The sequence below is a fragment of the Paenibacillus sp. sgz302190 genome (genome assembly GCF_059820445.1).
The window spans coordinates 416,684-429,101 of the sequence record NZ_JBZYAO010000001.1 but is presented as its reverse complement, the minus strand read 5'-3'; the positions used below and the strand labels follow the sequence as shown (position 1 = coordinate 429,101).

General features: G+C 53.2%; 9 protein-coding genes and 1 pseudogene. 5 read left to right on the top strand and 5 right to left on the bottom strand.

Annotation, left to right across the window (positions count from 1 at the left end; all coding sequences use genetic code 11):
* Nucleotides 1–2 precede the first annotated feature (2 nt).
* Together AC6RNO_RS01960 and AC6RNO_RS01955 are read right to left on the bottom strand one after the other, a co-directional pair.
* Nucleotides 3–4,610, bottom strand: a complete 4,608-nt coding sequence (locus AC6RNO_RS01960; RefSeq protein WP_497104352.1) for a beta-ketoacyl synthase N-terminal-like domain-containing protein — start codon at nucleotides 4,608–4,610, stop codon at nucleotides 3–5.
* A 6-nt stretch (nucleotides 4,611–4,616) separates the two neighbouring features.
* A complete protein-coding gene (locus AC6RNO_RS01955; RefSeq protein ID WP_497104351.1) occupies nucleotides 4,617–7,277 on the bottom strand; it encodes an amino acid adenylation domain-containing protein in 2,661 nt (886 codons plus the stop codon).
* Nucleotides 7,278–7,325: 48 nt separating this feature from the next.
* Here AC6RNO_RS01955 and AC6RNO_RS01950 point away from each other — a divergent pair, with 48 nt between their 5' ends.
* Nucleotides 7,326–7,910, top strand: coding sequence for a hypothetical protein (locus tag AC6RNO_RS01950; RefSeq protein ID WP_497104350.1), 585 nt, complete (start codon nucleotides 7,326–7,328; stop codon nucleotides 7,908–7,910).
* Nucleotides 7,911–8,005: 95 nt separating this feature from the next.
* Here AC6RNO_RS01950 and AC6RNO_RS01945 read toward each other — a convergent pair whose 3' ends face one another.
* Entirely contained in the window at nucleotides 8,006–8,164 is a 159-nt protein-coding gene (locus AC6RNO_RS01945) for a hypothetical protein (RefSeq protein WP_474680968.1), read from the bottom strand.
* A gap of 62 nt (nucleotides 8,165–8,226) precedes the next feature.
* A pseudogene (locus AC6RNO_RS01940) lies at nucleotides 8,227–8,442 on the bottom strand (Tn3 family transposase); the annotation flags it as partial.
* Between the two features lie 198 nt (nucleotides 8,443–8,640).
* Here AC6RNO_RS01940 and AC6RNO_RS01935 point away from each other — a divergent pair.
* The 3 genes from AC6RNO_RS01935 to AC6RNO_RS01925 are packed head-to-tail and all read left to right on the top strand — an operon-like array spanning nucleotide 8,641 to nucleotide 10,658.
* The gene (locus AC6RNO_RS01935; protein ID WP_474680967.1) at nucleotides 8,641–9,252 is read left to right on the top strand and encodes a DUF2239 family protein; all 612 of its coding nucleotides are present in this window, start codon (nucleotides 8,641–8,643) and stop codon (nucleotides 9,250–9,252) included.
* A 22-nt stretch (nucleotides 9,253–9,274) separates the two neighbouring features.
* Nucleotides 9,275–9,745 carry a DUF1330 domain-containing protein gene (locus tag AC6RNO_RS01930; protein WP_474680966.1) on the top strand — a complete coding sequence of 157 codons (471 nt, stop codon included), beginning with the start codon at nucleotides 9,275–9,277 and terminating at the stop codon, nucleotides 9,743–9,745.
* 22 nt (nucleotides 9,746–9,767) lie between these two features.
* Nucleotides 9,768–10,658, top strand: coding sequence for an alpha/beta fold hydrolase (locus tag AC6RNO_RS01925; protein ID WP_497104349.1), 891 nt, complete (start codon nucleotides 9,768–9,770; stop codon nucleotides 10,656–10,658).
* A 181-nt stretch (nucleotides 10,659–10,839) separates the two neighbouring features.
* On the opposite strand, the gene AC6RNO_RS01920 is transcribed toward AC6RNO_RS01925, so the two are convergent.
* The gene (locus tag AC6RNO_RS01920) at nucleotides 10,840–11,601 is read right to left on the bottom strand and encodes an ArsR/SmtB family transcription factor (RefSeq protein ID WP_474680964.1); all 762 of its coding nucleotides are present in this window, start codon (nucleotides 11,599–11,601) and stop codon (nucleotides 10,840–10,842) included.
* A gap of 203 nt (nucleotides 11,602–11,804) precedes the next feature.
* Here AC6RNO_RS01920 and AC6RNO_RS01915 point away from each other — a divergent pair, with 203 nt between their 5' ends.
* Nucleotides 11,805–12,356, top strand: coding sequence for an NAD(P)H-dependent oxidoreductase (locus tag AC6RNO_RS01915; RefSeq protein WP_497104348.1), 552 nt, complete (start codon nucleotides 11,805–11,807; stop codon nucleotides 12,354–12,356).
* Nucleotides 12,357–12,418 lie beyond the last annotated feature (62 nt).

The following is a 12,418-nucleotide window of genomic DNA, read 5'->3' as shown; positions in this document are numbered from 1 at the left end:
TGTTATGCATCGCTGCCGAGAAGTTGGATCAGCTCATCGGGGTGCAGCTCCTCAACTTCGCTCAGCAACCGTTCAAATTCATCCAGCTCCTCTTGACTCACCTGCCTGGCTTCAATGGATTGTGCGAGCTGTTCTATCGTCGGCGCTTCGAAGAGGACATCCATCGGAATGTCACCGTGAAATGTTTGACGAAGACGCGCGACCAGTTGAATGGAGACAAGAGAGTTGCCTCCCAAATCAAAGAAGCTTTGCCGGATGCCGATGTTCGTCAGACCGAACAATGTTTCCCAAATGTCCGCAATCTTCTTTTCCGTTTCGGTGCGGGGCGCTGCATATTCAGCGCTGCTCTCCGTCCCGGCAGATTGAGGCATATCCGCCGGAGATGCAAACCATTCCTGCCGGATGTCAATCATATTTTGCTTGGACACAATCACTTGATTGAAATCTCCCGCTGCGATTTGTTTGACGGCATCGATTCCTTCCGCGATGGAAAAGCCTTGTTCCTGGAGCATCCGTTGAAGCTGTTCCTTGAATACATCGGGCAAATTTCCCTGTTTTTCGAGCCAGCCGTCCTCCTGCCACATGTTCCAATTAATCGAAGCGGCACGTATCCCTTGTTGGGTCAAATAGGTCGCGAACAAATCCGTCAACTGATTCGCCGCACACCCATTCATCTGGCCGACCCCGCCTGTAAGTGACATTCCGCTTGAAAACAGCAGCACCCAATCGAGATTCCGCCGCTCCGGCAAGATGGACGCCAAACGAAACAGGCTCATCGCCGGCGGAAGGAGAAGACGGCCTGACGTTTCTCTGTTTTGCAGTTGAACGAGACCCGGTTCAAGAACGTCGGGAATGAACAACACGCCTCTAATTGCGCCAAAAGTTTCTTCTTCCTGCCGAATCCGCTCTTTAAGGGCGGCTTCGTTGCGCCAATCTACGCTTACGTATCGCAGCTTGGAGCGGCCTTGCCGTTCCATCTCGCGAATCCGCCTGAACGCGGCCGGTGTCTCTGCTTCGATTTCCCCCATAACGATAAAAGTCGCATTCGTCGACTGCATCAATGTCTCGCACATGCTCAGGCCAAGGCCGCTCGTTGCCCCTGCGATCACATAGACGCCTTCCTCATGGAACATCTGCGGTGATGCATCGCTTTGCGGAAGGGCTATGCTTTCAATCCCTTGAACAAATCGGCTGTTTCCGCGGTAGACCACGTTGAATTCGGACGATTCGTGCGCGATTTCACGCGACAGCCGCTCGATCAGCCGTTTGCTGCGCGCAGGACTGAGGTCGCTCTGGTCCACATCGATGATCCGCGTGTTGAGCTGTCCGTATTCCAGCGGGATTACTTTCAAAATGCCGAGCATCGCAGCCCGTTCGGGCATCCGTATTTGCTCATGGGCGACGCTGTACAGGTTGCCGGTTAAAACGATGATTTCGATCGGTTCTGCGGCTGCCGCCATGCCGATTCCTTGTGCGATATGCATCAAGCTGTAGAGCCCCATCTGCTGGGCGGATTCAAATTGCTCCGCATCCCACTCGCCGCTGCCGGCTTCCCGAACATCCAGATTCCAAAAATGAATCAGCTTCCGCGGGAGTTTCCCTTCGGATGACAGTTCCGCAAAGAGCTTCTCGTAAGCAAGACGGTCCTTGGGATCTATGGCAAACATGTCATCTTCGATTCGCCTATACGTATCTCCCTGCAGCACGGTGATCACCGTATGCCCTTCTGCCTTAAGATGCAGCCGGAATTGCTCGGCAATGCCTTGAAGATCGTGAAACAATAGGTAGGTATGGAGGCTGCCATTATGATTTTGCGGCCGTTCGGGCGAGGAAGGAATGACGGACTGTTTCCACATCGGAGCGTAAAACCAGCCCGCCGAATGTGTCCCGGCTTCCTGCGATACGGAAGTCCTGGATGAGGAATGATCCCGCATGTCGTTTGCCAGCAGTGTTTTGCGGTCGAAGACATAAGTAGGAAGCGGGATAACCCGATGAGAGAGCCCGCCATACAGCAAAGTCATATCGATCTGGGCTCCATGCCGCCACAGCTCACCCATTGCCCGCAGTGCGCTGGCATAGGCGCACGGCTCCGATCCCGCGGTCGGCAGCGTATTGACCGCAGCCATTCGAGACAGCCGCCCGGAGGCGAAATGCTGCCTGACCAGCGTAGTCAGCGCTTGACCCGGACCTGCCTCCACAAAAACGGCGGCGCCTTTATGTTGAAGCATCAGGTCGATCCCGTCGCTGAAACGGACGGTTTTCCGAATATGATTCACCCAGTATAGCGGGTCTTTTGCTTGCTCGGCCGTAATCCAAGTTCCGCTAACATTGGATACATACGGAATCAGCGGCTCGCGCAGGCGGATGCGGCGTACAACGGCCTCGAAGCGGGCCAGCATCGGCTCCATCATGGCAGAGTGATAAGCGTGGGAGGTGACCAACTTTTTGCTGGATATGGATTTCATCGCTAATGCTTTTTCGAACGTCTCGATGTCTTCAAACGAGCCTGAAACGACGCAGGAACCGGGACTGTTCACGGCTGCAACGTCAAGATTCCATGCATGATCCGCCAAGCTCGCGCGCAGTTCCGCTTCGGGTAGACTCACTGCCAGCATGGCTCCGGGGGGCATCTCTTGCATGAGCATTCCCCGCACTGCGACAAGGTGCAAAGCGTCCTCAAGCGACAGGACTCCAGCCAGACATGCCGCCACATACTCGCCGACGCTGTGGCCAATCATCGCCTGCGGACGAACGCCCCAAGCTTCCATCTGCTTCGCCATCGCATATTCGGTGACGAACAATGCGGGTTGTGCCATCGCTGTCCGGCTCAGGCTGGCGCTTGCTTCTTCCGGCTTGCCGCCGTCCGCGGGATAGAGCAGCTGCCGGAGATCCAAGCCAAGCTGAGGCTCCAGGAGCTCGGCGCATCGATCGACCGTTTCCCGAAAAACTTGCGCTTTTCCGTTCGGAACCTCCTGATCGTACAACATTTTTCCCATATTTACATACTGCGACCCTTGCCCCGAAAACATGAAGAAAACCGCCGGCGGCTGAGAAGAAGCGGGATCCGGGAGCGGCTCGTGCAGCGCCTCTTCAAAATGACGAACCGCCTCTTCCGCCGTATTGGCGGACACCGCCAAACGGAGAGCAAAAGGCTCTTTGCGAGCAAGCGTATACGCGATATCGGATAAGGATGCTTCAGGAGCGGATTGAAGGTAGTCCATGAGGTTTACCGTATTCCGTTTCAATGAGACTGCGGATTTGGCGGAGATGGCGAGAAGCTGCGGAGCACCCGTTCGCTCGCCGGGAAGTTCCGCATGCCTTGAAGCCGCGGCAAGGGGCGCCTCTTCAACAATGACATGAGCGTTCGTTCCCCCGATGCCGAAAGAGCTTACACCGGCGCGGCGCGGGTGTTCTTTTAGAGGCCATGCGGAGAGTTCGCTATTAACGAAAAACGGACTATCGTCGAAATCGATTTTCGGATTCGGCATCGTATAATGTACATTTGGCGGGATTAGTCCATGCTGGACGGACAGCACGGCTTTGATCAATCCGGCAATTCCTGCGCCGCTGTCGAGATGGCCGATATTCGTTTTGACGGACCCGAGCGCACAATATTGTTTTTTCTTTGTGTAGGCGCGGTAGGCATCGGTCAAGGCGGCCACTTCAATCGGGTCTCCGAGCGGCGTTCCCGTGCCGTGGGCTTCCACATAACCGATCGTTTCCGGGTCGATGTCGGAGACGGCAAGCGCATCCATGATCACTTCGGCTTGTCTTGTCACGCTCGGTGCCGTGAAACCGATTTTATCGCCGCCGTCATTGTTGACGGCACTTCCCAGAATGACAGCGAGGATAGGATCGCCCTCTTTCACCGCATCCGCCAGCCGCTTTAGCAGCACGACACCGCCGCCGTTGCCGATGACCGTTCCTTCCGCAGCCGCGTCGAAAGCCCGGCAATGACCGTCCGGAGAATGAATGCCGCCTTCCTGGTAATAGGTGCCCTCTGTCTGCTCCGCCCGAATCGACAAACCTCCTGCAAGCGCCATATCGCACTCATAAGTAAGCAGCGCCTGACAAGCCATGTGCACAGCTACTAGGGAGCTGGAGCAAGCCGTTTGCACCGTAACGCTGGGGCCGTTCAAATTCAATTTATAGGAAACCCGAGTGGCAAAAAATTCGGTCGAATTCCCGAGCATGATCGGAAATTGTCCAAGATGCTCGACCAGATTTTCATCGCTCATAACATGATGAATGTACTCCGATTGGCTGCATCCGGCATAGACGCCTACCCGGGCAGGGACGGATGTCGGCCGGTAGCCTGCGGATTCCAGAGCTTCATATGCGCATTCCAAAAAAATGCGCTGCTGCGGGTCGGTAATCTCGCCTTCCCGGGGCGTCATGCCGAAAAAGTCCGCGTCGAAATCGGCATAATCCGCGACGACCCCGGCGGCGTTGATCCGATTCGGCTCCGGCTGCTTGAAAAAAGTAATCGATTCCGTTCCGTTTCGCAAATTGTTCCAATAACTCTTGAGGTCCGACGCTCCGGGAAATCTTCCGGCCATCCCGATCACCGCAACGCCCCGGTAATTCGTATCCTCCTGATTGGTTGTCATGATCATTTACCTTCCTTTCGTTCTAAGGTTCTTTTGCCGCATCATTTCTTCCCTTCGATGTTGGATGTTTACGGATGATTTTTGGCTAGCCTCCTCTCCCAAAAGCTCTGCATTCAAGTAGCGGGCCAGCGACCTGATCGTGGGAAACCGGAACAAATCCGTCATGGTCACGGATTCATGAACGTGCTGGCGGATCAAATAATGAAGCCGGAACATCCCTATCGAATCCCCGCCGGCTTCAAAAAAGCCGACATCCGGCAAAATATCGTGTCTGCCGGTCACTTCTTTCCATAAATCCGCGATCCGCCGTTCCGTTTCGGTCAGACCGTTTTCTTGCGGCAGCGAAACGGGAGAGTACAACTCCGACAACGTTTTGCGGTCAATTTTGCCGTTTGGCGTAAGCGGCATCTGCTCCAACTGGACGAATCGAGCCGGGATCATATAGTTCGGCAGCGTCTCGGACAAGGAGATTCGCAGCTCGTTCGCATGCAGTTCCCGGTCCGCCACGAAGTACGCCCACAGCTGATGCAGGCCGAATTCGTCCGCATTGGCCAGTACCACGGCTATCTTCAAACCGTCCACTTGCAGCAGCTGCGCTTCCACTTCGCCCGGCTCGATCCGGTAGCTGCGAATTTTCACCTGGTGATCGATTCGGCCCAAATACTCGATTTTGCCGTCCGGCAGCCATCTTGCCAAATCTCCCGTCCGGTAAATCCGCTCTCCGCCGAAGCGGCTTGTCACAAATTTCGCCGCTGTTAGCTCCGGACGATTGAGGTAGCCCCGCGCCAGCCCGAGGCCTGCCGCGCACAGCTCGCCGGGCATGCCCACCGGCGCCAGATGGCCAAAAGCGTCGGTTATATAGACGCGATGGTTCGAAACGGGACGGCCGATCGACACTGGCCGATCCTCTTGCAGGTCGCCGGAGGCCGCCCAGACTGCCGTTGCGATCGAGTTTTCCGTCGGGCCGTACCCGTTGTAGTACTTCACTTTGTCCTTCCACTTTTCCACCAATTTCAGCGAAGCGGCCGAGCCGGCCGTAAACAAAATTCGCAGGTTCGGCATATGATCCGGCTCCAAATAAATCGCATACGCCGGCGGCAGCGTCGCCATCGTAATGCTGTGGTCCGCCAAATAGGACTCGAGCAATTGGTAGTTCAATATTGTCGCTGAAGCCGGAACATACAACGTCGCGCCGCAAAAAATCGCCGCATAAATTTCCCAATATGCCGCATCGAACGAAAGGCTCGCAAACTGCAGCACACGATCCGCCGGGGTCAGCTTCAACTCCCGGTCGAAATATACCATCAGGTTCGTGAGGCCGCGATGCTCCACCATCACTCCCTTCGGCTCGCCGGTCGTCCCTGACGTATAGATGATGTACGCCAGATCGTCCGCATTTGCCGCCGCCGGGTCCAAGTTCGAGCCGTCGACGTCGTAAACCGTCTCGTTATCCAGATCAAGGATTGCGGCTTTCGACTGCAGCTCTGCGTTCAAGCGTTTCCGGGCTAGCAGCAGCTTCGCGCCGGAATCTTCCAGCATGTACTTGATCCTGCCTTCCGGAACTTCCGGATCGATCGGCACATAGGCTCCGCCTGCCTTTAAAATGGCAAATATGGCTGCGTACACAGGCAGAGAACGCTCCGCCATCAGGCCGACAAGCGTATCTTTGCCGACGCCAAGTTCACGCAGCGTCCGCGCCAGACGGTTCGCCCGCTCGTTGAGTTCCCGGTACGTCAGCGTCTGCCCTTCAACATACAGCGCCGGCCGGTCCGGCGTTCGCTCGGCCTGCTGCTCAAGCAGGCTGTGAATCGTTTGCCGATGCGGCGAATCCATCGCCGTGTCGTTAAACGGCCCGAAGATTTGCGCTTTCTCAATCTCCGTCACAACTTCCAGATCGCACACTTTTATGCCCGGATCCGTCACCACCTGCTCCAGCATATGCACCAGGTGCCCGTAAATCCGCTCTATCCACTCCGCGTCGTACATGAGCGTGTTGTAGCAGAAGCTGACCTCAATCTCTTTAGCGGGCAGTATGCGAATGATGAAGTCATAGAGCGCCGGCTCCTTAAGCAAGCGGCCTGTTTCTGCTTCTGCCTTTGCTTCTGCCTCGCTGGCTTGCCTGACCGGCCGTTCAATCGGATCGTTTTCAAAGATCATCAGATGGCCGATCAAATGCTGCTTCTGCCCCGCTGCATGCTGAATGTCATTACTGTAAGCGTGTGAAGTGAGGCTCCGCTCGTGCTTTCTCTGCATGACATCGGCAAAGCTCGTTTCCCCTTCACACTGAATCCGCACCGGTATCGTGCTGCCATTGTCGGACATTCCGCTGACTTGTCCCGTGTACGGGATGTTTGTTGGCCGCACCCGCACAATGCTGCCGAATACAACGTCATTGCTATTGTTGTATCGCTGCAGCAGCAGGCCCCACGCTGTTTGCATCAGCGCAATGACCGCTACATGGTGCTGTTCTGCGACCCGTCCGATCCCTTTGCCAAGCGTTTCGTTCACACGGTAATAAAGCGTGTTGGCTTCATAGCCGTTGACTTTGCCATGCGGCTTGCCGGACGGCACCAGCGTTTGCTCTTCGTAGCCGGCTAAATAGCCCTTCCAATACGCAGTCGCCGCATCTTGATCCTGATTTTCAAGCTGTTCGATCTGCTCCCTCACTTTGTACGTACACTCCTTTCGGGAACCCATATTTTTGACAAGGTCAATATGGGAACGAAGCAAAATGTTTCGTTTTGTTTTGCCGCCAAAGACGGCTCATTCGTTCGTAACACGGCTCGGCAGCGCGCAAAACCTGCGAAAGTGCAGGCTTTTTCGATAGGATCGGTTCGTTTCGGGGAAAAACCTGCAAAAGTACAGGAATTATCCCTCATGAGCAGGCCGAACCCTATGTACCCGCAGAAAAGCCTGCACATTTGCAGGAATAATCCGAAACAAGCGTATGAAGCAGCAAAAAGATGTATATTTGCAGGTTTTCTGTTCATTGACAGTGATGCATTGGCCCCATATTTTTGCACACCCCTCCTTTTCAACATGATCCTCGGCTGTTTTGCACAAATATTCCAAATATTATTAAATTCTATTATTTTATTCAAAATTCCTTTCTCTAAAAAACACTATTTTTGTCGCAATTTGGAATCCGTGACCGAAATTAGACTAACGAAGGGATTTAACCTGATCAGGCCAACAGGAAATGTCGCATCTTATGCGGCGTCAGATTTTGAAACAAGACCGGCTTCTTCCGAATATTTGGCCAAAATCTTTCGTCCCCCCCGATCAGTATTCTTTAAATGACTGAGGAAACGGAACGATACGATCCTTTCCGCCTTATCCGTTATTAATGCGAACCTGACAGTAATCACAATCAATATCTGTCAGTCTAATATTGATTAGTTCGCTGACGCGGATGCCTTGGGAACCTCGATTTCAAGCTCCGCTCTCAAGTGCTGGAATAAGCTTTTCAAGTACGCGTAGTCTGGCCGCTCGCCGCGCAAATACTTTGCCGGTTCCCGAGCCTTCTTTTTGGACGATGTACGTTTTTCCGTCACGCTAGTTCCCCTTCCAAGGATAATCGTTCGCTCATGTTGAGGCGGAATGTGCCATAAGGATCGAGTTCTCCTAATGCTTGATAAGTTGGATGCTTCAAATTAATCCGGGTAAACCGTTTCAAGATGGCTTCTGTCTCTGCGGTACCGAGCCGTAGTGCGGTGGCGTACTTCATCATCTGATCGTACTGCTGTCGGATCAGTTCCCAGTTAATCGGTCTCGCAAGCACAGGCTGAAGATTCGGGAAGGCGTCCGTCATACCAGAATCGGGACGATACAGAACGAGAAGTTTTGCGACAAAACACAGCATGTACAACATAAAACAAACACTAGCCCTCAACAGCGCGGTTCCTCTTAGGCCGCGTTTTTTGCATGTATTCCCTCCATAACGAACGAGAAAATACATTTTACCCGGGTAATATTGATTTTTTATTTTTATCCGGGTATAATTGGTGAGGCAATCAGAGAGGAGGTCAGCATGAGTAATGCCCTAACGCGCTTTTACTGCACGGCATTTTTGGGTGTGGGAGTCGTCGCCAGTGGTTCGTTACAGCATGTTGTTACTACAGTGAAGGATGCTCTGGATGACAGAGACCTCACACAGCTGCTTATATTTGACGATTCCACGGGGAAGCCAGTAGATGTTGATTTTCGTGGGAAGACAGATGATGTGCTCAAACGATTAGGAGAACAGTTTGGTGACTTACCCGGTACGGAAGTGAATCACCAGCCTACACGGCGGGTCGGTCGACCCAAGCTGGGGGTTGTATCCGGTGAGGTTACGTTATTGCCACGGCAATGGGAATGGCTCAAGAGTCAACCTGGAGGTGCGTCGGTAACATTACGAAAACTCATTGATGAGGCTCGCCGTGCTGGAGAAAAACAGAGCAATATCCGAGAGTCACAAGAAGCAACATATCACTTTATGACAGCTATGGCCGGGAACTTCCATCAATACGAAGAAGCTCTGCGGGCACTGTATGCTGGTGATTTGGATCGTTTTTACCACTTCATCGATGACTGGGCACCTGATATCAGAAACCATGTCAAAAGATTAGCCGCTAATGCATTCCCTGAAGGGAACCTATGAATGAAAGCATGTGGAGATTTGAATGAAAAAAGGAACTACGAAAGGAGCCGCTATGACGGAGTTTGGATCTATTCGTTACATCGAACCATCGCAACGCGCTGGCATGAGGTTCATGCAGCGAGGCATTGAGGGCAGCATCGTCATGTTGAACCTGCTGCGTTTTCGTGATATTGCCGATTACACAGCCAATCCTGAACTAACACCGGAGGACCCAATCAGCGGTGCCGAAGCTTTCAACCGCTATATTGAGCACACCCTCCCATTTCTCCGTGAAAGCGGAGGTGAAATCATGTTTCTTGGCGATGGCGGAGAGTTTCTTATCGGACCCGAAGACGAAAGATGGGATCTTGTCATGCTGGTCCGCCAGAGCAGCGCGCAGTCGTTTCTTGCTTTTTCAAGTCATCAAGACTACCTGGCCGGTATCGGGCATCGGACTGCAGCGATCGAAGATTCCCGCCTTCTGCCAATGGCAGAACTTCCGATACCGAATTAATGAATTGGAGGAGAACATGATCATGAACATTCTGAAAGTCAACGGCGTTGATTTGGCCTATGACAGTTTCGGTAACGAAAATGACGAGGCTATTATCCTAATCGCCGGGCTTGGAACCCAGATGATTCGATGGACGGTTCCGTTTTGTCGGATATTAGCAGCGCGGGGCTTTCGCGTAATCCGCTTTGACAATCGCGACGCAGGTTGCTCGACACACTTTAGCCATTATCGGGCGCTGGATTTTGACGCACTGGCGACTGCTCTCATGTCAGGACAGCGACCGGACATCCCTTACACTCTCGATGACATGGCAGACGACGCTATCGGACTGCTCGACGCCCTTTCAATTGACCGGGCACATGTCGTTGGCAGGTCGATGGGCGGAATGATCGCCCAGATTGCAGCCAGTGAGTACCCTGAACGGGTTTTATCACTCATCTCCATTATGTCCAGTTCCGGTAATCCCACCCTTCCGCAAGCTTCCCCGGATGTCATGGCGATGATGACTAAACCGGCGCCGAACCCCTTTGAGGATGAAGCAGGATTTTTGGCGCACAGCCTCTCTTTTGCCAAACGCATCGCCGGAACTGGCTATCCGTTTGAAGAGGACGCTTATCGGGCGCTCATTCTGGAGGAAGTCCAGCGAGCCTACGATCCAGGCAGTGTCGGACGACAAATTGCTGCGATCGCTGTCTCCGGTGACCGTCGTCCGCGGCTGGCGACCATAAAAGTACCAGCACTTGTCATTCATGGGGTGGACGATCCCCTGTTCGTCCCGGCGTGTGGCGAGGACACGGCTTCTGCCATCCCGGGCGCCGAGCTAATGTTGGTTGACGGCATGGGACACGACCTGCCGCACCAACTGTACAAAGTAACCGCTGACGGCATAGAGCGAACGGCTCGTCGCAATTGACACGCGTAGCAACCAGCCGGAGTCCCGCGGTGCCCAACGGGGCTTCCTAACAGAGACTCCATTTGATCGTATATGTGGAATCGATCGAATAAGCGCCGGTTTCATGATAACATCGTGAGCCGGCGCTTTTTCTGTGGGGATTTTTCCAAACTGACGATGGTCAGATTCAGAAACGAATTATTCAAGTAACGAGCATCCCCCCGGTTTCAAGCAGCGTTTTCAAACCCGAAAGCACAATCGGCAGACCGTTTTCAAGAATCCGCGCCGTAGCTGCAGCCTGCTCGAATTCATCATGCACGACGGTTACGAGGGTTACGCCCTGGAGCTCGGCATGCGATCCGATCTCCCATGTAATGCGCGACGGAGTATCGTTTTCCGTACCCGGAAACGAGATGAACCGCCAACCCATAACGAGCTTGTTCGGAGGATCCATCTCAAGAATGGTCCCTTCCGCCTTCTTTTCATCCCCGTTCCATAATTCGAAGGGAGAATCGACTTCCCAGTTGGACCGGATGGCGCAGTTGAACCAAAACTTCGACGTTTTGTCCGGATCCGTTATCGCTTTCCATACCTGCTCAGGCTTCGCTTTTATCGCAATCCGGTTGACATGACGGGGTTTGTTGTTCATGTTCGTTTCACGCTCCAATTCGTTTTGTAGAGATGTTAATTCGATCGCCCAGGGTTCGGCGTATTTGCTTACCCACCGGTCGTAAATTTGGCGTATGGGTACGGCATTCAAATAATGCAGCTTTTCCCGGCCTGCTTTTCTCGTGGTAATGAGCCCGGCTTCCTCCAATATATTCAAATGCTTCATGACGCCAAACCTGGACATGTCGAGCGGGGCGCAGAGATCGTTTAGCGTTCGTCCATCCGAGGCGTGAAGCATATCCAGAAGCGTACGGCGACTGGGATCGGCAAGCGCTTTGAATATGTCATTATCCAATCGGAGCACCTCCTTTTTGACATTCAGAAAAAAATGGAATGAAGTCACTTGACATGTTACCATATAGTAACGTATGATGAAAATATCAATAGTGACCTTACAGTCACATATTATCACAAACGGATTTGTTTGTCAGCCGGCGGCATGTAAATCCCTCCCTCTAACCACAACCAACCATTTGAAAATGAAAGGTGATGTTGAAGATGAAAGTAACTTTGATCGCAGGCAGTAACCGCGCAAACGCAAGCAGTACCAACCTTCTCCGGTACATGGAAAGTCTTTTGAAAGCCCAGCATATTGCGGTCCATTTCGTTGATTTATCGGCGCTGCCGCTGCCGCTCTTTTCGCCGGACAACTGGGATTTCCACCCGAACGTCCAGCGAATGCTGGAAGCAATCGCAGCCGGCGACGGTTTGATTCTAGCGACTCCGGAATATCACGGCTCCATATCCGGCGCACTCAAAAACGCTTTGGACTATGTAAACGCCAAGCAAGTTGCAGGCAAGCCTGTGCTCTCGGTGAGCTCCGCCGGCGGCCCGCTCGGAGTAAGCTCGCTGACCCACCTGCAGACTATTGTACGCAATTTGCACGGGGTTAACTGTTCAGAGTGGATTTCTATCGGGTATGGTTCGAATGAATTTGGTCCGGATGGCGCTCCTTTAGACGAGGGTATGAGAGACAGAGTTCAGGGTGCAGTCCAAACTTTCGTGGAGCTGACCCGGAAGCTTGTGACAACCGCCTCGGCATCAATCTAACAACACAGTCTCTTTTTTTTCGCCAACATGTTACCTTTTGGTAACGTAATGACGTTGGAATA

Coding starts and splice junctions, on each gene's coding strand:
- AC6RNO_RS01935 (WP_474680967.1), top strand. CDS start 8,641: ATGAGTAATGCCCTAACGCGCTTTTACTGCACGGCATTTTTGGGTGTG.
- AC6RNO_RS01950 (WP_497104350.1), top strand. CDS start 7,326: ATGGGAACGAAGCAAAATGTTTCGTTTTGTTTTGCCGCCAAAGACGGC.
- AC6RNO_RS01925 (WP_497104349.1), top strand. CDS start 9,768: ATGAACATTCTGAAAGTCAACGGCGTTGATTTGGCCTATGACAGTTTC.
- AC6RNO_RS01960 (WP_497104352.1), bottom strand. CDS start 4,610: ATGACAACCAATCAGGAGGATACGAATTACCGGGGCGTTGCGGTGATC.
- AC6RNO_RS01930 (WP_474680966.1), top strand. CDS start 9,275: ATGAAAAAAGGAACTACGAAAGGAGCCGCTATGACGGAGTTTGGATCT.
- AC6RNO_RS01915 (WP_497104348.1), top strand. CDS start 11,805: ATGAAAGTAACTTTGATCGCAGGCAGTAACCGCGCAAACGCAAGCAGT.